Below are 24555 nucleotides of genomic sequence, written 5' to 3'. Positions count from 1 at the left end.
CTTTGAGAGGTTTTAATCATAGATGTTGAACGTGGTGGTAAAGATTACAAGCTATAGGCGGGGAAATGTGACTATCCCCGCCTATCTTTATTTGAGGCTCTAAATCAGGATAAGTGCGTTTTCTCATGTGTAAGGGTTGCAGGCTTTAGGCGGGGAAATAGGATTTTCCCCGCCTAGATTTATTTAGCAAAGTAAGGTTGGTGATATTCTCACGTCACTATCTAAAAATGGTGTGACTGTTAGCGAAACTTACAGGTTGCAATCAACCTAAATCCCTATCAGGGATTGAAACATGGCCTTAATCAGGTTGAGGGTGGAGATTTTCACTAATCGGTAGGTGGTTAGATGAATGCTAACCAATTAGCTATCGATCCGCCCTTAAACCTCTCCACTCAAAATCTGTTGAACCGTCAAACTTAGCTGTGGAAACATCGGAGATACTATCGCCTCTCCATCCCGAAATACCCCAACCTCAACATATTGCCCATTCTCAAGCCGCAAAACCGTCACAACTTGTTCAATTGGATCGATAACCCAATACTCTGCAATGCCCCGCGCTGCGTACTGAGCTCGTTTGCGATCGTAATCCCGATCCCTGCCCAGTCTACCCGGACTGACTACCTCCACAACAAACCGAGGAGGCAACATATCGAAGGTGATAGTTAGCCTGGTTGCTGTCAGCGGAATGTGTTCAGGTTCCAGAATTATCAAATCGGGGTAGCGGTTGGCGGCATCTCCCGATCGCAAAACGGCAACTTGAACCTCGCAATTATGCGTTTTAATCAGTCTAAGTGGCACTAGCCCGCTGCTAGCCAGATAGAAAAATAGATAGTTAGCAATGAAATTATTAGGTTCAGATTCTGGCGGCAAAGCGATTAACTCCCCATCAATTAACTCATAGCGTTGATCCGTATCATTTGAGTAATTAAGGTACTCGTCAAAAGTTAATTTTTTAGATTGAGCTTGTACCATAAAATTACCTTCCTTAATTTATTCGTCCCTTGCTGCTGGGAGTTTGTTTATATAGAAACGGTTTCAACCGCCGAAAGAGCTCAATCAAATCTGCTGTGCAAGTTAGACAGGTGTCCCAGCCTCCATCGACAATCAACCCACAAGTGACATATTAAAAACTATCACAGTTCAAATCCAATACGGTTCAGTTAAAACTGTTTATTCCTCGGAGATCCCCCTAAATCCCCCTTAAGAAGGGGGACTTTGAGTAAGTTCTTGTCCCCCCCTTCTTAAGGGGGGCTAGGGGGGATCGGGCTTAACTGAACCGTATTGAGTTCAAATCCTCTGGAATATTAAAAATGATTTCAGATAAATTTCGACGCGAGTTGCGCGAACAAGCCAAACTCTGGCAAGCAGAAGGACTCATCGACACTTCATTCTACCAACAACTTTCGGAACGCTACCAATTCAACACACTCGAAACCGCCTCCCGCAACCGTTTCCTCAGCATTCTCATCAGTCTCGGCGGCATTCTCCTCGGTATAGGAGTCATCACCTTTGTAGCCGCAAACTGGCAAGTTTGGTCGCGCGAAGTGAGAGTTGCGCTGCTGCTAAGTCTTTTCGTAGCAGTCAATGCAGCAGGTTTCTATCTGTGGCGCATTCCCCCATCCCGAAGCCAAAACTCCAATCTCAATTTGCCCATAACAATAGGGCGAAACAAACTCCTAGGTGAAGGATTGTTGCTGTTAGGATCTCTGATTTTAGGAGCAAATATGGCTTTGATGGCACAAATGTTTCACATTGGCGGTTCTTCCTACGGACTTTACCTCACTTGGGGAATCGGCGTCCTCGGAATGGCTTACAGTTTGCGGTTGACTTCCTTGGGCGTTTTGTCCGCACTTTTAGTCGGTTTAGGCTATTGGCTGGCCGTGTTAGATTGGTCTTCCAAAGTCGAGTTTTCTTGGCTGGAAGTTTTGGTGCGGCAAATGCCGATCGCAGCCAGTATAATGTTTGTGCCGCTGGCTTATTGGTGTCGATCGCGTGCTATTTTTGCCATAGGTGCGATCGCGATAATTTTTTCCCTACAAGTTTCTATTGTCCAAGGGTTAAATCCCACCTGGGGTGCAGCAATTTTTTGTGCTTTACCGCCCGCTTTGCTGTGGGGATACGACGATGCAATCTGGCCGAAGGTACACAGCAGGCTGTTTCAACCTACCGCCCGCAGTTTAGCACTGCTGTTTCTCGCCAGTTTGTTTTATTTTCTTTCTTTCCACTGGTTGTGGCGGGATTCGCCGAATCCTTCGCCAACTGAGTCCGATTGGGTTTTGCTGGCAAATGTGGCTGTTTTGGGCGGTTTCACGGTGTTTGAGTGGCTGCGCTTGGGACGTTTGGAACTGCGGCGACCAAAACAAAAAGCACTGGATTTGACTACAAGTGCGATCGGCATTTTAATCCTCGCCAGCGCCTTTATACCGCTTTTTCACCTCAATTTTACTCCCATTCCTCAATTAGCGACCTTTCTGTTCAATGTTTTATTATTTCTGCTCGCTATCGGCTTAATCCGAGAAGGTTTAGCATTAGGAAACCGCCAGATTTTTTGGGGAGGCATGGTATTAATCACCCTGCAACTTATCAGCCGAGTGTTTGAATATAATACAGGATTGTTGCTCAAATCTTTTGTCTTTGTTTTGTGCGGAATTGGCGTAATTGCTGCGGGTTTGTGGTTCGAGCGCCACTTCGCAAAAATCCCCGCTGAATAGGAGCATTCTACTATAGTGCGATCGTCCCCCTTGCACTGCACTCGGAAGATTATTATGCCATTCAAAGGTCAACGATATTATTCTGCAAACCAATTCCCAATATGAACACCGAAAATCCAGATTTCACAGATAAAAGTTCCGAAATAGGAGAGACCAGCGCTAATCGCCCATCATTCACCCTTCCCCCGGAAGCAAAACGCCTTCCTGCGTGGCGGCTGTGGGTTCCTTTGCTGCTGCAAATCGGACTAATTGCCGCCGTACCCGCTCCCGCAGTTTACACTTTTATGACTGGCAAAACAGTTGTCCTGCAAACAGCACCAGTAGACCCTTACGACTTTTTGCGCGGATATTACCAAGTTTTGAGCTATGATATTTCTGCTAGCACCAATCTCCAAAAACTGCCCGGTTGGCAAGATTTACCTAAAGAAAAAATATATTGTTCGCCCGGAGTTGTTTGTCCACAAAATACGAACACTGTCAAGGCAAAAACCAGTTTTTATGTAATCTTAGAAGCGCCAAAAGCCGGGACTAATCCCGGCCGCCCCCAAGCTTGGAAACCCGTCCGCGTCAGTCTAGAAAATCCCGGCAATTTACCCGCCAATCAAATCGCAATTAAGGGCAAATATAACGGTTGGCAGATGGAATACGGCTTAGAAACTTATTATATGCCAGAGGATGAAAGGGAAAAAGTCAACCAGGAGATTAGCGAAGCTCAAAGGAAGCAGCGACAATCATTTTTGGTAGAAGTAAAGGTTGACAAAACAGGCCATGCTGTGCCTGTGAGTTTGTGGGTGCGCGATCGCAATTATCGATTTTAGCCAAAAACGGCAAAAGGTCGATCGGTCTTTTGGCCTTGTTTTGAGTATTTTTGCTTAGATAGAGGCGGAGGTTGGGCGATTCCCTACCCTTCACCGAACGCACGCGCGTTCGGGATAGCTTCGCTGGCGCAGACATTTCAATTGCCGACAACCCAGGAGAATCTATTAAGATATATAAGACTTGTGCAAATCTTGCCAATTCAAGGGCGCAAGTCATGACTCTACTGGAGCTTCTCATGTTAGCCGAGCTAATCTCAGCCAGACGCATACTCAAGACCAAACTCCTCGACTTCTTAGGACTTCCCGACAATTGCCAAGACAAAACCGATCACCTCGTCAACCGAATTGTATCCCTGCTGGAAGCAAATCCAGCCGAACAAGAAAGATTTTGGGAGACATTCAAAAGTGAATTAGCCGTCGATCCTGCTGAATTAGAAACAATACTCAAGTGTTCGCCTGCAGAACGCCAGCAGTGGATTGAACAAGACAAACTCCCTGTTCTAGAATACCGCTCTTTCCGCAAATCAGGAATCCATTTAGAATATCCCGTTCACGACAGAAGATTCATCTTAAGTCTAACGCCAACCGATATTAATAATTGGCGCAAAGAACCCAAAGGGCTCATTAAAAATAATCCCCAAATACCCACCCCAATCAATACAGAAAACCCCGCAGAAAACGAACAATCCCGAGTAGCTTTTAGTTCCGAGTGGGAAAAAATCATTGCCGGCTGGAAAGAACAAGGTTCGGCGGAAATTTCAGCAACCTTCCAGCTAGCTTACTGGACAGTTTGGGCGTCGCGCTGGGCAAAAGAAAATCAGCTCAACAGCTTCAAAGCAATTAATAAATATAAGGAAATCTACGAAACTCACCAGCAGGAATGGTACCAGCGAAAAAATCAAGCAGTCAAGTTACTGATTGAAATGCCTTACGCCATGCTTTACTTCTACCGTCCGGCGGATTCTGACAAATTATATCTCGAACTGTGCGACGACCACCAGGAAATGATGAAAGATGGCTACTATTGGGACAAGTGGGATTTTTTCTATCAGAACCGCAAAGTGGTAAATAAGTGCCGCGAATGCGTGTACTCCGAAACCAAAGATTATTACTCGCTTTACTACCTGGAAATCAAGAGCGACAAGTTTCCCGATTTTAGCTTTTCTTTCCACACGCCCTACACGATCGGCAGAAAATTTTTGCCGCATCCAGAGACGCTGCCTTATGTAGACCACGTAGAACAGGACGGCATTTTTCGCTTTGGCCGCCCGCTGCTGGAACAAGAGAAAGCTATTCACACAGAAAAGGATGTATTGCTCAAGTTTGAGGCGGCTTTGGCAGAAGCGAAAAAGTTTGTTTAGTTATGAGTCATGAGTCATTAGTAGACTTATTGCAATTTTTTTTATTGATAGGGAAACCGCAGATAAACGCAGATAAACGCAGAGGCTTTTCCAGATAGTTGGCGACTTTTGCCATTCAAGTCTACTAATGACTTGTGATATCGTTTCCGGCTGCATCGGAATAATAAATTCGAGGGCAATTAATGAATGATTTTTACAAGTCGTTACCTATCTCGGCGCAATTTTCAGTTGTTCGATTCACAGTCAACAGTCAACAGTCAACAGTCAACAGTCAGCAGTCAACAGTCAACAGTCAACATCATTTCGGTGCAACCGGAATTTATATGACTAATGACTTTTGAACTTGGATTACTTGAATGCTGCCGCCAGCCTAAAGTTTTGGTTGTTGAGTTCATTCGGAATTGTACGATCGCAATCCCACCTCGGCAAACAAACTCCCCAAATCAGTTTCAATCAACTTCCAAGCAGTTTCAGTCTCAAATAACAACAAAAATACAGCCAACCCTGGCCAAAATAGCGGATTTGTGGGTGGATGAAAATCTACCAAAATGAATAGACCACCCGGCTTAAGCAGGCGGTATACTTCCTGAAAGATTTTTCGCAATTGCGCCGATCGCATTTCGTGCATCGCAACGCTGCTGTGTACTTCTGTCAAACTGACAGTCGGGAAAAGGCATCGACTCGGCAAAAGCTTCTAAATAATAATTGGCTGATGGTACATTTTTCGTTGCCCCTTGCAAAGATAATGGCGAAGCGTCAAGTCCTGTGACATCGTGGAAATATTGCACTAGAAATCGCTTAGTTTGACCCCTACCGCAGCAACGGTGTAAAACTTTAGTTTCGGCGCGGACGATCCAATTTTCCCAGGCTAGTTGACTCAAACGAGCATTGCCGCCTACGCTCAAAGCAGCCAGACGCGCGATCGCATCGTACAGTCACTGATACCGATAACTTAAATCTCTAAAAATTGTTGCCATAGTCAAAATTATGTATACCTTGCTATCGACTTAAGATATTATTAAGTTATATGATAAAGATAAGTAACAGAACTGAGATATTGGGAGAGCTGTAACCGCTATGGGTCGTGTGGGAGTATTGCTATTAAACTTGGGCGGGCCAGATCAAATCGAGGATGTCCGTCCTTTCCTGTTCAACTTGTTTGCTGACCCGGAAATCATTCGCATCCCGTTTCCGTGGATGCAAAAACCGCTCGCCTGGTTGATTTCGACCCTGCGTTTTCAGAAATCTCAGGAAAACTACCGCCAAATCGGGGGCGGCTCTCCTTTGCGGCGGATTACCGAAGAACAAGCAGCTTCGCTGCAAGAACGATTGCAGTCCAAGGGACAAGATGCTCGAGTATACGTGGGGATGCGCTACTGGCATCCTTTTACCGAAGAGGCGATCGCCAAAATAAAGCGCGATCGCATCGAACATTTGACAATCTTGCCGCTGTATCCTCAATTTTCCATCAGCACCAGCGGTTCTAGCTTCCGGCAGCTAGAAGAAATGTGGGGCAAAGATCCAGCCCTCAAGGATATCGAATATACCGCGATTCCTTCTTGGTATAAGCGGCCAGGCTACATTCAGGCAATGTCGGAACTGATAGCCCAAGAACTAGACCACAATCCGAATCCCGATCGAGTTCACATCTTTTTCAGCGCCCACGGCGTCCCCCTCAGCTACGTAGAAGAGGCTGGAGACCCCTATCAGCGCGAGATTGAAGATTGCACTCGTCTGATTATGGAACATTTGAACCGATCGAACGAACACACTCTAGCTTATCAAAGTCGGGTTGGCCCGGTGGAATGGCTCAAGCCTTACACCGAAGACGCGATTACCGAATTGGCAGAAAATGGAGTCCAAGATTTGTTGGTAGTTCCGATTAGTTTTGTTTCCGAACACATCGAGACTCTGCAAGAAATTGACATGGAGTATCGAGAATTAGCAGAAGAATCGGGGATTAAAAATTTCTACCGAGTGCCCGCGCTGAATACTCATCCGGTGTTTATTGAAGCTTTGGCCGATTTAGTCATCGAGTCGATCGAATCTCCCAACGTTAAATTCTCTGATGTTATACGCCCTTCCAAGAAAGTGAAAATGTACCCTCAAGAGCAGTGGGAGTGGGGTTTGACTACGGGGGCGGAAGTTTGGAACGGTCGTGTGGCGATGATTGGTTTTGTGGCACTATTGCTGGAGTTAATTACGGGTCAGGGCCCGCTACACTCGATCGGATTGCTTTAAAAATGGGTTCTGCAATGAATCTGTAGAGGGCGGGTTTTGTATCGAGACTGTGCGCTCTATCTTGTATTAGGCGCGCTTACCCGCCCCTACAAGTTCCACTTGGAATAATTACAGACTAAACTAATCAGGATCGCGCTTGCGGCGGCGGGGATTTCCCCTATCGCCCGGTATTCCCTGACTTCTGTACCAGCGATACCACTCTTTAGAACTGCGAATTGCCAGCCACAGCAGGATCATAGCAACTAACCCTCCCTGCCGCGGGGCGTCGAAGGCAAACAAAACCAAGGAAATGCACAGAACATCTTGGAGGAAAATCACCCAAATCGGCAAACCCCGCAGCCGATAAAACCATCCTGCTTGTACCAGTTGCAGCACTAAAGCCAACAAACCTCCGACAATACCTATTATCCACAGCATCCAAGGGTGAGCAATAATTTCGTCGATCGAACTTACCTGAGCGATCGAAATTCCCATAATTGCTCCTACAATGGGGCTGAAAATAATTTGCACCATTTGCAGTACCCGCTGTCCTACAAAGGTTTTAGAAGCAAATAACTCTAACAGCGACCAACTCACCAAGATGGTGATAGCCACCTGGGGGGGAACCCCCGACAATAAAGGTATTTCCGACCAAAGTTTGTCAATCCGCAACAAACCAATTAACAGCAGGGGCAGGGCAATTCTCATACCCCCTGCCGCAGACGCAGAGAGTGCGGCTAGGAGTCCAACCATAATAATAATTCAGTTTCTAACGTCAGCTAAAGCCTCGATCTATTTCAGAATTTAATTTCCCTGATGGCTGGCTGTGATTTGAGCGAGCGAACTCAAATTGGGGCTTGAGCTTAAATATCACCCTCTATTGTAAGTGTATCTGCTTAATCGCTGCTTGGCACTGCGAGATTGTCGATCGACACAAGGCAGTTTGTGGACAGTTGACAGTTGACCGTTGACAGAATTCAACCTGGATTGTGATTAAATTAAAATGTATAGGAAAACCAGTAGGCCAGCCGAGATACTTAAAATTAAGATGTCAGCTATTCTTCCTTCTTCCCTCTGACTTCAAAATCTGACGGACACTAAATAATTAATCCGTGTATCCGTGTCAAAATCCATGTCGTGCTTTCCTTCTTCCTTCCTATTATGTCTGATTCATTATTTGCCGATGCCAGTCGCCGATTAGAACGAGCCTTAAAATATGTGTCGCTTTCCGAGGATACTATTGAACGGCTGAAACACCCCAAATCCAGTTTAATTGTATCGATTCCCGTGCGGATGGACGACGGTTCCCTGCGAATTTTTCAAGGTTATCGAGTGCGCTACGACAATACCAGAGGCCCGTCTAAAGGAGGAGTGCGCTATCATCCGGAAGTATCCCTTGATGAAGTGCAATCCTTAGCATTTTGGATGACGTTTAAATGTGCAGTTTTGAACTTGCCCTTTGGAGGAGCCAAGGGCGGAATCACTCTCAATCCCAAGGAATTGTCCAAACTGGAATTGGAACGGTTGAGCCGGGGCTATGTCGATGCGATCGCAGATTTTATCGGCCCCGATGTTGATATTCCCGCGCCGGATGTGTACACCAATCCCATGATTATGGGTTGGATGATGGATCAATACAATATTATTAAGCGGCAGCTTTCTCCAGCGGTTGTGACTGGTAAACCAGTGACAATTGGCGGCAGTTTGGGCAGAGATACCGCAACAGCAATGGGTGCTTTTTTTGTAGTACAAACTCTTCTACCCAAATTTGAGCTAAATCCTCAAGATACAACTGTCGCAGTACAAGGTTTTGGTAATGCAGGTGCAGAAATAGCAGAACTGCTGTGGAAAGCAGGTTACAAAGTTGTTGCTGTCAGCGATTCCCAAGGGGGAATTTATGCTAAACAAGGTCTGGATATCCCGAGTATTCGAGGCTTTAAAAACTCTAACAAAGGTATCAAAGCTCTTTACTGTGAAGGTTCTGTTTGCAATATTATCGAACACGAAATCTTGACAAATGAGCAACTCTTAGCATTAGATGTAGACGTGCTGGTGCCAGCAGCTTTGGAGAATCAAATAACTGAAGCGAATGTTAATGATGTTAAGGCTAAGTTTATTTTTGAAGTAGCTAACGGGCCGATTGATTCTGCTGCTGATTTGGTTTTAGAAGCGAGGGGAATTCAAGTAATCCCTGATATTTTAGTCAATGCCGGAGGCGTAACGGTTAGTTATTTTGAGTGGGTGCAAAACCGCAGCGGGCTTTATTGGACGCTGGAGGAAGTCAACCAGCGGTTGAAGCATAAAATGGTCGAAGAAACTGAAGCAATTTGGAAAAAATCTCAGGAATTGTCAGTTTCGATGAGAACTGCTGCTTACGTGTACGGGTTAAATAGACTCGGAGAAGCGATGAATGCGAAGGGAACGCGGGATTATTATGTGAACGGTTGAGAGAAGTGCGATCGGGGAAGCCCGATCGCACAATCTTACCGCAGTTATTCGAGAAGAGTGCAGTCTACGAACCGACTTGACAAAACTTGGCTTTGAATTATGGGCGAATTTTAGGCCTCCACGCAAGCGATATGCAAGCTAGTTGCTATACAATCGCACTTTTTGAGTAGGGGAAGAGAAAGGACGATCGTGCTTTTCTAAAACAACTTTTGCTGCCCATTAGGTCTTGAATTACCTAAATATATCTGCTTGGAACCCTTGGGAATGTTAATCAAGCCCAAATCTTGCAGGCGATTTGTCAAATTTGATATAGTTACGCCAAGTTCATCAGCCATTGCATAGAGGTGAGGCCAGTTTTGTAAGTTACGTCCTCTTCGCTTCTCTTCCAAGATATATCTAGGCATTAACAAACAGCTAGCAAAATATTGCGCTTGCCATTCAATATCAACTTTACTATTGAATGTAGTTTGATGGCTCTTATCAAGACTGCGACACAAAAATAGCTGTGGAGTAGCTTGGCAGTTTAGAGGTAGTTCGAGCTGCTTTACAATACCATCAGCTTCATCTTGGTTGACATGAAGTACCCAGTGTCCTATTTCGTGAGCGATTGTTGATTCTTCCAGCCCTTTATTTATTTTTATGTTTGCAAAGAACAGTTCATTAATGGTAATTAAACGTTTTATTGGTTCTATTTTAGCTGCTATTATTCCCTCATTGTCTGGTGGTATTTTGCCTCTAGCTATACGAATTTCAAGAGCATCAGCCACATAAGAAGCTTCAAAAGGCCATTTGGGGATAAAACCTTCTTTTTTCATCTTCATCAAAACCTCATTAGCCTTATCTTCGATTTCTTCTTTTTTTAAGAATCTTACTGGCTTAAATAAGTTCATTTTTTCTTCTCCTCACCTTCTACGATTGTTATCAAACCTATCGAAATATCATTGGAGCTAGCCTTTACCTTGGTAAATGTGTTTGGAACCTTTTGGGATGTAAATCCAGCCTAAGTCTTGCAGGCGATTAATTAGATGTGATATGCTTACGCCCAGTTCATCTCGCATTGCATAAAGATGAGACCATTTCGTTAAATCACGCCCCTTTCGTTTTTCTTCCAAGAGGTGGCGAGGCATTAGCAAACAACTGGCAAAATATTGAGCTTGCCATTCTACCCCATTCCCGGGCTTATTCAAACTGTACCGATCGAGTTCTTCGCTAGCAAAGCGACACAATAATGTATCTATACCTTTGGCAACATTATAATTCATCTTCCGCTGTTCCGATAAAGTTTCAAATTCATCTTGGTTAACTTGAAGTACCCAGTGTCCTATTTCGTGAGCAATTATTGAAGAGTAAAATTTATTCTTAAAGGGGGAAATATCTTTATTAAAAATTGTCAAATCTTCATTGATAATAATGGCGCGTTCTTGATGTAAAATTTTAGCCACAATAGGTCCTTCTTCATCAGGAGGAATTATATCATAATAAATACGAATTCCTAGAAAATCAGCTACACGAGTGACATCCAAAGGCCAGTTAGGAATAAGTTTTTTTGCTTGCATTTGCCGCAGAATTTCATTAGCACTGCGTTCTATTTCCGCTTTGGAAAAAAAACGATAGATCCGTAGTTGTTTCTCTAGCTCTGAAATTTGGGCTTTGAGGGTAGCATTTTCTTGTTGCAGTTTTGCGAGCTGCTCCTCCCGTGCTTCTACGAATGAATCCATACCAGGATTTTCCCGCACTCGACGGAATAAAGCAGGCATTTCCTTGTAATTCGCCCTGACCATTTCCTCAAGAGCTTCAGTGTCATGTTCGGTCATGCGACCGCCTAGGTAGATCAATTCCTCTGCGTTCAACTCTAGATGCTTTGCTAAGGAGCGGATGACTTTCTCACTTGCCTCAACATGGTCATTTTCCAGTTTTGAAAGGTAGGTGTAGTCCACTCCTACCTTTACAGCCAGTTCTCTCTGACTCAATCGCTTTTTCCTGCGGGCTTGCCAAATAACCGCACCAAAACTTTGACCTTCTTGTTTATCCATAGCCACATCCGATTTACTGACGAGATTCCCTAAGCCCACTGATTTTAACGTTGCGAGCATTCAAAGGGTGTGAAAGCTACAACCTTTACCTCATAAGGGTTTCAATGCTTTTATTGTCGAGCTATTACCCAAATAGGTTAATCCACCATAACTTATAGGTCGATCGTAGCTGATGTTGAATAGCTATGTCAACATACTTTTTTATCTCTCGACCCCTTGACATAATTTTTCATGTTGCATATACTTTCAACATTAGAGGCATCTAGCCAATATGTTGAAAGTATATATCAACTATGACTGGCATCCCTCTAGTTGTTGAGTTACAAAGCTTTATACAGGAGGCCAAGTATGAAAAAACAGCAATCGAATCCGGATCAACTGTGCTTCTCAATCGGCCGACCCCTGCCACTGCTGCTGGAGGAAGTGCAAAAGACAAGCCGGAATCCAAACGTGAGGAAGGCTGCCGAACAAATGCTGGAAGGGTTACGTACTTTGGAACTAGCCAACCAGACTGGAATATCCAAGTCAGCTAAAGCCAAAGAAGCAATTCACGCAATTCTCACGAAATGAACCAATAACTGCCCTCTATTCTAGAGGGCTCAGCCTGTGAAAAAAATTTGGGCATTTGCCAGTTATAATCTCTGGTTGCAGTTTGCTCCACCAGTGGGACAAGAACACTTACACTGCGATATGAAGCGCGGTTTTGCCAAAGCACTCCAGCGAGAACCTCAAATAGCAGCACTGTTAGCGACTGACAGCCAACCTCAGAAAATTGGACTGCTGGCACAAAGAGGAGTTTATGAATTTCATCAAGCCCCTGAACTGTTATCCCGAAAAGATGGTGCACAGCAAGTAGCAGAAATGCTGAAATTAAATCAACAGTCAGCCGTGGTTGAGGAGCGAGTAAAGCTCATCTTACAAAATTACCAGCAGCATCCTATTCTTTTTGGCAAGAACATCATTCAATTGAGTCGAGGTGATGAGGGAGTTCCCCAAGCAATTATCATCAAGCAGGGGAATTATCTGTTTAACTTCTATGCAGCAATTGACTGCATTTTTGTTGAGCCTGATGGCAGGCTGCACATTTTGGACTTCAAAACAGGTAAATCAGATTTTGACAGACGACAGGCATACATTTACCTGCTAGCAGCCAGTTATCTCTATCGGAGCCAACCAGCTATTGCCTCATTCTACAATTTGGAGACTGGCAAGCAGTCTGACCCAATTAGCGCAACTGCTGGTACACTCAAAGCTTTTCAGATCGAGTTAGCACTAATTGCTCAAAAGCATCAGAAACAGTTAAAGCTTTACAGAGATAATCCTGCTGATTTCAGTATTATTTTTCCAGCGAATCCTGGTTTTAGCTGTGGCTACTGTTCCTTTAATTCAATTTGTCAATTTTCTTCTGTATCAGAGGTTGCTGCATGACTACTGCTCCCGTTCAAATTTCTCGGCAATCTGCCCCATCTCCAACATATCTGAGTGAAATTTTTCAACTGAGTATTTCTAAACCAAATTTAATCTGCTTTCGACTAGCTCCCGAAGTCGATCGCAAGATTGGCAATCGATTTAGCTGGCGTTTCAGTCAGAAATTTCCTGATGCGATCGTCATTTGGGAAGATAAATGTTTCTGGGTTTTAGCTAAACCAGATCAACCAATGCCGAACCAAGGTGAATGGCGAACAGCACTGAATGAAATTATAGAAGAGCTGAAAAATGATATTGGCGATCGCTCTTACTCAATTCAATGGGTAAATCAACCAGAGCCAACAGCTTGTATCTTTGCTCAACTAGCTGTAAGAGTATTACAAATCAGGCGGACTTTCTCACCTGCTGACACTGTTTGGTCTGATAATCGTGTTGCAGTCAAGCGTGAAGTTGACTTTTGGGCAGAAACTTTTGAACTGCAAGGAATTCTATACTCCGCACTGGTTTTAACACCTCACAGTTACTTTACTTTTAATGGTAGTCTCTCTGATTTCTATGAAAATCATCCTTACCGACACAAGCCTCAAGAGCTTTTGAGCGGAATGAAAGTTCGCGTAATTGAAACTAATAGTTCTGCTACCGTTGTTAATCTTGCCGGAAATATTGGCGAACGTAGAGAAGAATTGCTTGAAAAAGCGACGGGTTCAATTAGCAAAGAAAAACTCATATCGGCACCTGACGAGCAACCAGTAGTAGCTGTTCAGTTTGGCAAGGGGACAAAAGAATTTCACTATCCAATGGCAGCTATTTATCCTTGTATTACCAAGGATACAGCTCACAAATTTGATATGGAATATGGGGATTTACTCAAGCATACTAAAATTCCATACCTAGAACGAAAGAACTGTTTAACCTCCTACAAACAAAAGGCTGGAGAACATCTAGCTATTTATGGTTTTCAGTTAGGAGATAGTATCAATAGCCGTCAGCATCCCAAAATATTTCGAACGCTGCCATTTAAGCTTGATGAAACAAAACTACTTTTCGGAAAAGACAAGTCCGGTCAAAATGTTATTGGCAAAAGAGGTGAAGTCTTAAAGGGACTCTCTAGAGGTGGTGTTTATCGAAAGCACCGTGACTATGAAGATCCATCCACAGAAATTCGCATTTCTGTTTTAAAAATTGGTAACTTTAAAGTCAATTCTTTCTTTCTTGAACAAATCTCTCAGCGGCTCAAACAATACAAATTTCAAAGCCTCCGTTTGATAGATCTAGATACCAAAAAGATTGATGAAGATAGAGTAAAGGTAGTTTTGACAGATGGCTTGAGCGTAGATGAGGCTAAAGCCCGAGTGGAACAAGCGATAGATGAGTTATTGGTAATTCCCGCAGATCTGGTTTTGACATTTCTACCGCAGAGCGATCGCCACGCTGACAATAGCGAGGATGGCAGCTTTTATGCTTTTATATCTTCGCGCTTACTTCGCCGTGGAATTGCTAGCCAAGTCATTTACGAGGACACGCTGAAAGATACTAGCAATCACGGAAATATCCTCAATCAAGTCATTCCTGGAATTTTGGCCAAATTGGGAAACTTGCCTTTTATTCTAGCTGAACCTCTGGAGGTTGCGGATTATTTTATCGGCTTCGATATTTCCCGAACTCCGAAAAAGAAGGGAACTGGAAGCCTAAATGTCTGTGCAAGTGTCCGTCTCTACAGTAAACAAGGAGAGTTTATTCGCTATCGGCTAGAAGATGCTCTTATAGAAGGTGAAGAAATCGATAAAAGAACTCTAGAAAGGTTTCTCCCTGCTGCTGAACTCAGTCGCAAAACTGTACTAATTTACCGTGACGGTCACTTTTGCGGTAGTGAAATCAAGCATTTACGGGAACGATCGAAAGCCATTGGTTCCAATTTTATTCTAGTGGAGTGCATAAAGTCAGGAATTCCCCGACTTTACAACTTTGAGCAGTCTGTTTTGAAAGCACCAAAAAAAGGGTTATCACTTTGCTTGTCTTCCCATGAAGTGATTTTAGTGACAACTGAAGTGAAATCTGAGAAAATGGGTTTACCTTATCCCCTGCGTTTGAGGGTTATTCCTGATGAAGGACAGCAAGTATCACTTGATAGTGTAGTAGAAGCAACTCTTAAACTTACCTTACTACATCATGGAGCCCTTAAAGAGCCGCGCTTACCTGTACCGCTATATGGCTCCGATCGCATCGCTTATCGTCGTTTACAAGGGATTTCTCCGGGTGCATTGGATGGGGATAAACAATTTTGGCTGTAAGAGCGATCACCTCTTCTCCAGAACAGCCTCAATCAAGGCTTTAGAATTTTTGTGCAACTCAAAAAAAAGAAATCCCCAAAGCCAGGGGATTTCTCATACTTAAGCCGATCGCTAAATCTATTTAGTCTCCGGCATCAAACACTTATCGGAATCGCAGCCCGCCGGCCCCGAATCCATCATTTCACCTAAGTCATAGCGACTTAGTGCCGCATGAAAAACATCTATTTGGCGGCGCGCTACCGTCTCTTCCACCATCTTGGTGTAAATTTCCTTGCTCACCGGTTCAAAGGGTAGACGCGGGAAAGTTTCAAGAGCATCAAACCTAGCCAAAAGCGCTGCGGAAATGTAGCCTTCATCATCGCGAATGGCTTCATAAATCCGAGTGCCCAAACTTTCAACTTCATTTTCGCGCAGTTCAATCGTGGCCGAAGTGTTATGGCGGACATAGAACTTTTGCACCTGCATATAAAAGTCCATTTGTGCCGCCGCTGAGAATTTGTTAATGTCAATTTCATCAGCACCGGGTAAATCAGCCCAACTTACCGCAACGGGTATTTCTACCAGCCATTCCGTGCAGCGTTCGTCGAAGGGATTGTTCAGCAAATTGCCGTTTTCATCTTTGTCAGATTGAGACGGAATCACATTGTATCCGTAGTCGATGCAGGCGAGGGCTACGGGGTCGTTTTTGCCGAAAGTGATTCGGCGAATGAAACGCTGGGCTTTCGGCGGATGCCAGCCGGGAGAAGCACCTGTCAGCAGAGATTTAGTACCCGATGGTTGAACCGTTGTGCAGCGATTTGGGCGTTTTAAGGAATGGCGATCGCAATAATCCCATACTACCCGATTCACAATCTCGCGCCAACCACTCAAATACTCTTCTTCCCGCTGTTTAAAAGCGATTCCTTGCGGAGTTTGCGGGCGGCCTTCCACCCACCAGCGCAGCCACTCAACGCCAAAAGCATGAACAAAGAAATCGAACAATCCCGTGAAAGATACGCCGACAATCGGGTCTAATTCGCGGCTGTATTGATAGCGGGGTTCAATAAATTTGTGATTGAGAAGTACCGCGACAGATAGAGCCGCCGCCCTGAAAGCTTCCTCCTGTTCTTTGAAGTTGTAAGGATCAATTTGATTGAGGTGAACCTCCGCCAAATTACAGTTTCCAGCTAGGGTATTGCCGAAAACTCCCTTATGAAACTCTGGTTCGTTGAAGCAGTAAGTATCGTGCAATCCTGGTAATTCTTCGACACTTCTGACCACTTGCCATTTACCTTTGTGTTTAGCATTCGTCCCTTTGCTCACATCTAACCGCTGACAAGGAATTTCACCACAGTCAGTAATTTGCAAGTAGTACAAATCCCGACTTCGGACACCGTAATTAGTAATTGACCCTTGATGAGCGCAAAGATTTAGCGACGAACGAATACCACATTTGGTCAAAAGTAACTGAACTCTGAAAGCGCGAGCGCGGTCAGAAATATAAATTCTGATACCATTACTGTGGGTATTCGAGCCGTCCGTATCGGCTAATCCAGCAATAAAATGTAAAATTGCTTGCCGATTCCAGCTCGCAATTACATTTAGTGCTTCTGGGTTAACTTTCAAACTTTTCAGCAACTCTCCAGAAAAGCTCAAGTTAGTTACATCGGTAAAAGCAGGTAAATAGTCATAGCTTCTTTCAGAAGACTTATTTCCGGCTACTGATAATGCCATTTTGTGTTCGTAAAGTCGAACTTTCGCATTGTCATTTTTGTCGGTAGTTCCATCTCCTACAGCCACTCCCAAAGTGTAAGCATAACTTGAATCGATATTCAAGCCATCTTCATACTGAATTGTAAAAGGTTCAGTATGAATGCTATATCGACTTGTATCCATCAAGTCTTTGGTTTGAACTTCTCTGTAAACTTTACCAAAGCGATCCTTGACAAAAAAGCGATGATATTCTGTGGCATCCAGATAAGTACCATCACCAAACTTTACACGATAAAGTTTGCGTCGCCCGCCACAAGTATCACTCGCTGTCTTAAATGGTGTGACGCAGCTCCATCTTTTACCATTCCAAATCTCGATTTCAGTTCCAACAACGTCCTTTATTTTATGCAGTCCGTCTCTAGTAATTAGCAGAGTGTCGCCACTGACACAATGAAAATTAGAGCCGATGATTTCACCACACGGGTTTAAGCCCACGCGGACTAACCGATGCTCTAACTCGCCAGCAGTCATATTAGGATGGCGTTCCTGCAACCACTCTTTAGCTTTTCCTTCGTCGTAAGCTTTCAAAAACTCAAGTTTAAGACTCGGTGTTGAAAGTAAATCAACGTTAGATCGAGCTACGGCTTCGCCAGCCCATTGAATCGCACCTTCGCCGCTGTAATACTGTTTGCGGACAGCATCAATACATTCTTCTAGTGTAGGTTTGGTATGGAAAACTCGCGTATGGTTGGCCATCCGAAGGGCATCGCGTTCTGGATCTATTCTCCAGTTGCCGCTTTCATCTTGTTGCCACAAATTATTTTTAGCATTTGCCCCCAGTTCGTCATCAAAAGAAAACTGACGCATTCCGGCCGATCTTCTAATATTTCCTGCGACGATCGTGACCGCCGCTTCATCTATCAAAATGCAGCATTCAACTGAATTTAACTGCCGCCCTAAAGCTTTATTCAAAATAGCGGCGCAGCGCTGATAAAGGTCGGGCAATTTCACGGGATTTGCTACTCCGCCAAAACCTTTTAAAGGTTCTCCCACCGGGCGAACGTCGCTCAAATCGATGAATACTTGAACTTCTCCTGCAAATCTTTCATCTGTGGATAATTCCAGCAAAGTTTGATAGGAGTTTACCCAACCTTGGCGAGAATCTCCGACATAAATAGTTGCGGTTTTTTCTGCTATTTTTACTTCTGTTTCTTCACGGCGCGACTGGGCGGGTGTAGAGCCGATTTCGCCTTGCATGGTTAGGGTTAAACGGTTGCGGATCGGCGGCAGTTGGTTGATATATTGTGGTTCCAAGACTGCCCCAGTGCCGCAGCCCATCATTGCCAAATCCATCAACAAACCAAAGGAACGCCAGTCGAGAATATTTGTTGAGGAGCAATTATATGCGCCGGAAAAATTCTCTGGTTGCTCGATCCATTTGCTGCCACCTACCCACAGCCAGCGGCCTGAAGCGAGGGTTTTGAGCTGGTTTTGCATCCGGTGCAGCAGTTGTGTTTCTTCGGAGGTGAGGTTTCCCAGCTTTTGCAGCCCCTTGACTGTTCGATCGCACACTTCCTCCCAAGTCTCCCTTCCCGTCTCGGTACGGCGGCTGTAAGTCCTAAAAAATACTGGATTGGCTGCGGGTGCTGTTTCGGGGAAATCGGACAGGTTGCGTTTCTCGCGGGCACTCGATCGCTCTAATTCTCGAACCATAGGTTGTGTACTGACGTGTCGGAATATATCAACAGACTACGAATATACAACAGGATTCAGATTTAGGGTAAAAGGTTAATATATTTGACAATTTGCACTAGATATGGGGCTCAGAAGTGTATAAGCTCAGCAAAATTTTCTAGCTTGCCCCCTGGATACCAGTAATTTTGTTGAAAAAACAACCCTGACTTTTTAAGCCAGGGCTGCACACCTACTGTATTTTCAACTACCAGTCTGAATTGCAAATTGCATCTCCATCAGGAGAGTTGGGATTGATACGCCATTGCAATTCTTGGTTAATCTGCCTCAAGTTTGAGTTTTCAGTCTTCAAGTCGAAGTTTTCAGTTTTTAAGTCGAGGTTTTCAGTTTTTAAGTCGAGGTTTTCAGTCTTCAAGTCGAGGTTTTCAGTCTTTAGACCATTCATTTGAGCTTGAAGTTCTTGGATCTGGCTGTGGTAAGGTTGATGTCGGTCAATATCTGGGCTTAAAACCAGTTTTAGCTGGATATTTGCTACTAATTTCGGGTACTCGAACTCTTGAGCATTTGCTCCAAAGCCATTGATTTGTGCCATAATTATCTCTTGGTTTTTTTGTGCATTTCCCTGGTCAGTTCGTAGCTGCTGGGGATTTTTATTGGTCTAGCTCTTGTTTGCTCAGGGGCGGTATTGCCGAGTCTGATTAACCGCCAGACACTGCGATCGCACGCTAGTTGCCCAGTCTGTTGCTTCGCTCGCTCTAATTCTCGAACCAGAGGTTGTGTACTGACGGGTCGGAATAAATCAAACTACGAATATACAACAGGATTCAGAGTTAGGGTGAAAGCTTTACAAATTTGACAATTTGCACTAAATATGGGGCATATAACTCTACAAGCTCGATCGGGCGATCGGCTCAAAACTTGACAAAAAAACCCGATTTCTTCCTGAAACCGGGTGAATAGCAAATCTTGTCAATTGTCAATCCTTTGTCAATAAAAACTCAATATTGGGTAACAGCGGGTCTTGAACAACCCCCACACCGTTAAATCCCCAACGTTCGAGTAGCTTTTTTACCTGAGAACCGGAAATCGATTCTACTCCGAATCGATCGGCAACATCAGCAGCGTGGGCGTTGAGATAGCTCAAAGCGTCATAGTCTTCGCGAAACATCAGCAGGTAACTCACTGCCGCATCTGGATTGGGATTCGCGGACAGATATTTGCCGTCACTGCGGGAACGTAGCAAGTAAAAAACTTGAGATAACATCTTATCTTGGTTGTCAAAATAATATGTTACCTCAAATTGGGAATTGGGAATTGCCCAAACGATTTTAGACTGAGAATTTCAGATTGTAGAAAAGTTGAGTTGTTTTCAATTTTCCACCTAAAAACTAGATAATTGATGCCTAAAATCAATCTAAAATCGCTGGGAATCTAGCAGTTAAATCAAAGTCAGTGCTAAGCCTTTAATCCCTCGCCCGTCACCAATTTGACCGACGATCGAAGCTTGACCGGTCGTCAAATTGATATTGTACAGGCTGGAAACTCCGCCAACCTCGATCGCAGCCAAAGCCGTCTCGTTACCGCCAAAACTCCTGATATCAAAGCCGAGAACGGTACCAGCATCAATTCCCAAAGATCCGATCGTATTCAACACTCCATTATTCGGCGGATCTTGGCGCACCAAAACGTCTAAATTGGTGTCAATTGCAAATAGTGTCGTCGAAGTTGCCCCGGCAAAGTTATTCACATACGCCGCCGCAGCAGCAGCGCCGGGATTGCCAGAATTGCGATCGCCCGCAGCATAAGCCAAATTCCCGTCGAGTTGAATTCCCCCCGTCAGCGTGTCAAAATCCACAAGTGCCCCAGTATCCGGGTTGAGGCGGGCGTTTTGACCAGCTTGATTGACAAACCGAATTCGATCGACTGTCGGATTGAAATCAAAACCCGCAGCCCCCGGAGTTAGAGGAACAGCAAACTGCCCGCTACCGACTTGACTTGCAGCCCCAGTAACCGGATTAATCGCGTACAAGCGATTGCTAGAACCCACACCGTAAAGCACACCGTTAGCGGGGCGAAAATCAATTCCCAGCAAACTTTCTCCCGGCTGCAACCCCGTAACTGCCACGTCGCTGAGAATCGCCCGCGGTCCCGCCTCGTTAAAACCGACAATTGTTTCAGCGCCATTTCTGACAGTTAAGGCGTAAGCTGTAGGCAAAGGCAAAGCCAAACCGTTAATCTGTCTCCCGTCGGCAATTTGACCGACAAAGGAAGCTTGACCGCTACTTAAATTGATATTGTACAAGCCGGAAATGCCACCAACTTCCAGTGCCGCCACTGCCACCTCGCGGCCGCCAATACTCCGGACATCAAAGCCGAGAACGCTAGTAGCATCAACTCCCAAAGATCCGATCGTATTCAACACTCCATTATTCGGCGGATCTTGTCGCACCAAAACATCCAAATCGCTGTCAATTACAAACAGCGTTGTCGAAGTTCCCCCTGCAAAGTTATTCACATACGCAGCCCCAGCAGCAGCCGGAGAACTTCCAAAATTGCGATCGCCCGCCCGGTAAGCCAAATTCCCGTCGAGTTGAATTCCCCCCGCCAGCGTGTCAAAATCGACAATTGCGCCTGTATCAGGATTGAGGCGGGCGTTTTGATCGGCTTCATTGACAAACCGAATTCGATCGACTGTCGGATTGAAATCAAAACCCGCAGCCCCCGGAGTTAGAGGAACAGCCAACTGCCCGTTACCGACTGGACTTGCTTCCCCAGTCATCGGATTGACAGTATACAAGCGATTGCTAGAACCCACACCGTAAAGCAAACCGTTAGCCGGCCGATAATCAATTCCCAGCAAACTTTCTCCCGCTTGCAATCCAGTCACGGGAAAATCTGAGAGTACACTTCCCGGATTGGAAAGACTAAAACCGACAATCCGATTAGCAGGAGTTAAAGCATAAGCCGTTGTCCGCGCTGGAGGCGGGGGGCTGGGAACAACGCTGCCAATATTATTAGTGAAACTTGCCTGGTTAATCGCACTTTGTCTCACCCCTCTGAGAGTAGCGAGAAATTCTCCAGTCACTCGGTCTTGAATAACAGTATCGTTTCCTGCTTCCTGAATATTCAAGTCGCTAAAACTAAGACCTCCCGCCAAACCGATTAAATCTGTACCGGCTGTAAAATCGGCGATCGCGTCCGCATTTGCGAAATTAGCACCGCCGCTGGTACGACCAGGATCTGCCTCCGCGTAGCGCCTCAAAACAAATAAGTCAGCCCCGTCTCCGCCTATCAGGACATCAGTATCTCGATCGCCCGACAAAACATCATTGCCCGAGTTTCCCGATATGGAATCGCTGCCTTTTCCGCCCACTAAAAAATCGTTACCGTCTCCACCGTTAACAGTATCGTTCTCTAAATCTCCAAAAAGCGAATCTTGACCAGCATTGCCATCAATTAAGTCGCTTTGTTTTCCTCCATAAATGCTGTCATTACCAGAGTTTGCCGCAATGGTGTCATTCCCCATTAAACCAAAAATTAGGTCATTTTCTGGAGTTCCTGCTAGCAATTCTGCTTGTGCGGTGCCTCTAATTTCTGCCATGATCTAATCACCCTCTAAGTTTGATACTTCTGTTGCCTAACGGCGGTGGTATTCTCAGTTAAAATATCACAAATTCGCACTTTTAGGATAGTTTTTCTTATTTTCGGCTGTAGGGGTGGGTTGCCATAAAAGTATTACACGCAGCTAAAATGATATATAAACCCGCCCCCGGATTCAAATAAACTCACTCCTAAATACAGATCACTTAGCCGTATTTTATAGTTTGCTGTGTAGCCAAGGGCGATCGCAGCTCAACTGCAAACAGGCAAGCTGAAATTGTTAGCGGTGCGAACCTATGAAATTTTGTACTGCGTTCATTAGTAATATACGCTGACTCAATAATTTTGGATCTGTACAGTCAGAAATTTTTTTACTTTAATCTTAAAGCCTGCGAAGATGGGCTTTGTGTGTGTAGGGGCGACCACCACCGATCAATATAAAGTGGATTATAAATGCGGAATTAGTATAATAAGTTAGTTAAACAGTCGTTTTCAGACGACTTAAGCTTTCAGGCAGGGGTTTAAATCCCTGCCTAAATCGGAGTTTCACGTTTGATCCCTTCCGCTGCTTTTTCAAGCTTTCAGCAGGGCTTTAGAAGCTGATTCCCCTGCGAGTTTCAGTTGCGATCGCAATTTGAGGTTCAACAACACCAAGACAGTCCACTGACTGAGTAGGGATAGCAAAAAGGTATTTCCTGACGCGGCTGTCAGAGACGGCGAAAACCAAAGGCCAAATGTTGAAGACAACCACAAAAAAGGAGCTTTTTCTGGGGTTAGTAAAAGCATAGAGAAAATCACAGGTGGCAACAAGATAGCGCTGCCGACTGTGCAGGCAGCCCAAATTTCCTGATTTCGGGTTTTGGTAAATAGGAATAGTTGGGTGATGGCTGCGTAAATCAGGATAAGATTCAGGCATAAAATTACACCCCCAAATCCATTATTCTCACTTTTTTCCAACAGCGCCCAAGGTGTTAAAATTATTACTGAGCTGAGGAAATTGATCGAGATCGCAACTACAGCCGGACTTTTATCGCTCCAAATTAAATCGAGTAGTGGGTAGCGTCGCCACAGCTTCTGATTGCTGGGAACGATTTGTTTCCGATACCTCGCCCAATCGTACAATGATTGTCTGTCAGATGTTAAAGCTGCAATTAAAGCTAAGAACATCACCAAATTCAAGATAAGTAAACAGATGAGATTACTGTTGCCTCCTGGGGGGTCTGATTGGAGTGCAAACCCTAAAAATATTACCTGACAGCAGATAACTAGCAAATAACTTTGCCGCTTGCTCAAAACTGTAGCACTGGGATTGGGAAAGCGGCGCTGCCATCCCTGCCACATCCAGTAGGTTCCTGTACCACAAACCAAGAGAGACAAAGCAAGGCCAATCGCAATATTTGTACCCACTGGCGAGTAAAACCATTGCAACTTGTCTAAGTTTTCAACTAACGAATCGAAATCCGTTTTATCAACTAGAGAAAGCGGATATCTCAGCATAGCAAGGGGAGACAAAAAATGTAACACATCCACAGCAGTTCGCGTGAGCGGAAGCCAAGAAATCCCAAACACAACAAAAACCATAGCGCTAGCCAACCAAGGTTGAAATCCTCCCAACCAACTGGTTGTCAATCCAAATAGCATCGCACCGCTGTAAAATAAAGCACAGCTAGCTGCAACCGCTGGGTAGAAACATACAATTTCATTCAAGGGTATTTGAGCAGCTAATCCACTGTACAGGTGCAGCGGTACTGTCAGAATTGCTGCTAGATACAGTAAAATTGGGACGCCGAGAATTTTGCCGATAAAAATTGTTTTGGCAGACTGGGGACTGAGGCGAATAAAGTTGAGCGTCCCGCGGCGTTCCTCCTTGTCTAAGTCACTGACAAGTAGATAAGTCCCGGCTACTAATAAAGCTAAGACGCTAAATATGCTCAGCCAAGTGAATATCTCTAGCCACCACATCGGCCAGTTAATGACAAAGTTGCTGAAGGCATCTCTGACGCAGATTCTTTCATAGGGAGGGGCGTCATCTAAGCAAAATCTGTGATAGATGGGGTTAGTGTACGACCCATTAGGAGGGGGAACGGGTATCTGAGCGCTGACAGACTTGAACAGCAGCACTTGAGCGCTTAGGGAAAAAGCCGAGGCGATCGCCATATTGCCAGTATTCAAGCGACCTTTGATTTCTCGAAATAACTGGGGATTCCAGTTGCCTATTTTGTCTAGTAAGTGGAGTGTCATTGGTTATTGGTGATTAGGAA

At 44.7% G+C, this 24555-nt stretch carries 16 protein-coding genes and 2 pseudogenes; 8 read left to right on the top strand and 10 right to left on the bottom strand.

Going from position 1 to position 24555, the window contains the following annotated elements; all coding sequences use genetic code 11:
* Nucleotides 1–378: 378 nt before the first annotated feature.
* Nucleotides 379–972, bottom strand: coding sequence for a Uma2 family endonuclease (locus D0A34_15805; protein ID UNU20146.1), 594 nt, complete (start codon nucleotides 970–972; stop codon nucleotides 379–381).
* Between the two features lie 338 nt (nucleotides 973–1310).
* Here D0A34_15805 and D0A34_15800 point away from each other — a divergent pair, with 338 nt between their 5' ends.
* The 3 genes from D0A34_15800 to D0A34_15790 all read left to right on the top strand — a co-directional run bounded on the left by D0A34_15800 (nucleotide 1311) and on the right by D0A34_15790 (nucleotide 4890).
* Nucleotides 1311–2711: a DUF2157 domain-containing protein gene (locus D0A34_15800; protein UNU20145.1), complete on the top strand. Its 1401-nt coding sequence runs from the start codon at nucleotides 1311–1313 to the stop codon at nucleotides 2709–2711.
* Between the two features lie 143 nt (nucleotides 2712–2854).
* Nucleotides 2855–3529 (top strand): membrane-anchored protein, encoded by a 675-nt coding sequence (locus D0A34_15795; protein ID UNU22322.1) that lies wholly within the window; start codon nucleotides 2855–2857, stop codon nucleotides 3527–3529.
* Nucleotides 3530–3765: 236 nt separating this feature from the next.
* Nucleotides 3766–4890, top strand: a complete 1125-nt coding sequence (locus D0A34_15790; GenBank protein UNU22321.1) for a hypothetical protein — start codon at nucleotides 3766–3768, stop codon at nucleotides 4888–4890.
* A 391-nt stretch (nucleotides 4891–5281) separates the two neighbouring features.
* Here the strand turns inward: D0A34_15790 and D0A34_15785 are convergent.
* Nucleotides 5282–5867 (bottom strand): annotated as a pseudogene (locus D0A34_15785) (class I SAM-dependent methyltransferase).
* A 100-nt stretch (nucleotides 5868–5967) separates the two neighbouring features.
* On the opposite strand from D0A34_15785, the gene D0A34_15780 reads away from it, so the two are divergent.
* Complete coding sequence (locus tag D0A34_15780) at nucleotides 5968–7131, top strand: ferrochelatase (GenBank protein UNU20144.1); 1164 nt, start codon at nucleotides 5968–5970, stop codon at nucleotides 7129–7131.
* Between the two features lie 120 nt (nucleotides 7132–7251).
* Here D0A34_15780 and D0A34_15775 read toward each other — a convergent pair whose 3' ends face one another.
* On the bottom strand, nucleotides 7252–7863 hold the full coding sequence (locus tag D0A34_15775; GenBank protein UNU20143.1) for a DUF4126 domain-containing protein: 612 nt from the start codon (nucleotides 7861–7863) through the stop codon (nucleotides 7252–7254).
* Nucleotides 7864–8271: 408 nt separating this feature from the next.
* Here D0A34_15775 and D0A34_15770 point away from each other — a divergent pair, with 408 nt between their 5' ends.
* Entirely contained in the window at nucleotides 8272–9558 is a 1287-nt protein-coding gene (locus D0A34_15770; GenBank protein ID UNU20142.1) for a Glu/Leu/Phe/Val dehydrogenase, read from the top strand.
* Nucleotides 9559–9755: 197 nt separating this feature from the next.
* On the opposite strand, the gene D0A34_15765 is transcribed toward D0A34_15770, so the two are convergent.
* The 3 genes and pseudogenes from D0A34_15765 to D0A34_15755 form a co-directional block, all read right to left on the bottom strand.
* Nucleotides 9756–10448: an ImmA/IrrE family metallo-endopeptidase gene (locus D0A34_15765; GenBank protein ID UNU20141.1), complete on the bottom strand. Its 693-nt coding sequence runs from the start codon at nucleotides 10446–10448 to the stop codon at nucleotides 9756–9758.
* Nucleotides 10449–10505: 57 nt separating this feature from the next.
* Entirely contained in the window at nucleotides 10506–11276 is a 771-nt protein-coding gene (locus D0A34_15760) for an ImmA/IrrE family metallo-endopeptidase (GenBank protein ID UNU22320.1), read from the bottom strand.
* Between the two features lie 3 nt (nucleotides 11277–11279).
* A pseudogene (locus D0A34_15755) lies at nucleotides 11280–11591 on the bottom strand (XRE family transcriptional regulator).
* A 348-nt stretch (nucleotides 11592–11939) separates the two neighbouring features.
* Between D0A34_15755 and D0A34_15750 the strand changes: the two are divergent.
* The 3 genes from D0A34_15750 to D0A34_15740 all read left to right on the top strand — a co-directional run bounded on the left by D0A34_15750 (nucleotide 11940) and on the right by D0A34_15740 (nucleotide 15310).
* Complete coding sequence (locus D0A34_15750) at nucleotides 11940–12161, top strand: hypothetical protein (GenBank protein ID UNU20140.1); 222 nt, start codon at nucleotides 11940–11942, stop codon at nucleotides 12159–12161.
* A 120-nt stretch (nucleotides 12162–12281) separates the two neighbouring features.
* Nucleotides 12282–13019 carry a hypothetical protein gene (locus tag D0A34_15745; GenBank protein ID UNU22319.1) on the top strand — a complete coding sequence of 246 codons (738 nt, stop codon included), beginning with the start codon at nucleotides 12282–12284 and terminating at the stop codon, nucleotides 13017–13019.
* Complete coding sequence (locus D0A34_15740) at nucleotides 13016–15310, top strand: stem cell self-renewal protein Piwi (protein ID UNU20139.1); 2295 nt, start codon at nucleotides 13016–13018, stop codon at nucleotides 15308–15310. Before D0A34_15745 ends, D0A34_15740 begins: the two co-directional genes overlap by 4 nt.
* 117 nt (nucleotides 15311–15427) lie before the next feature.
* On the opposite strand, the gene nrdJ is transcribed toward D0A34_15740, so the two are convergent.
* From nrdJ to D0A34_15720, 4 genes are all read right to left on the bottom strand, one after another.
* A complete protein-coding gene (gene nrdJ / locus D0A34_15735; protein UNU20138.1) occupies nucleotides 15428–18715 on the bottom strand; it encodes a ribonucleoside-triphosphate reductase, adenosylcobalamin-dependent in 3288 nt (1095 codons plus the stop codon).
* 955 nt (nucleotides 18716–19670) lie between these two features.
* A complete protein-coding gene (locus D0A34_15730) occupies nucleotides 19671–19958 on the bottom strand; it encodes a hypothetical protein (GenBank protein UNU20137.1) in 288 nt (95 codons plus the stop codon).
* 174 nt (nucleotides 19959–20132) lie between these two features.
* On the bottom strand, nucleotides 20133–22295 hold the full coding sequence (locus D0A34_15725; GenBank protein UNU20136.1) for a DUF4394 domain-containing protein: 2163 nt from the start codon (nucleotides 22293–22295) through the stop codon (nucleotides 20133–20135).
* A 572-nt stretch (nucleotides 22296–22867) separates the two neighbouring features.
* Nucleotides 22868–24535 carry a hypothetical protein gene (locus D0A34_15720; protein ID UNU20135.1) on the bottom strand — a complete coding sequence of 556 codons (1668 nt, stop codon included), beginning with the start codon at nucleotides 24533–24535 and terminating at the stop codon, nucleotides 22868–22870.
* Nucleotides 24536–24555 lie beyond the last annotated feature (20 nt).

It is taken from the genome of Microcoleus vaginatus PCC 9802 (assembly GCA_022701275.1).
Taxonomy (GTDB): Bacteria; Cyanobacteriota; Cyanobacteriia; order Cyanobacteriales; family Microcoleaceae; genus Microcoleus; species Microcoleus vaginatus_A.
This window is presented reverse-complemented; position numbering and strand designations above follow the sequence as displayed.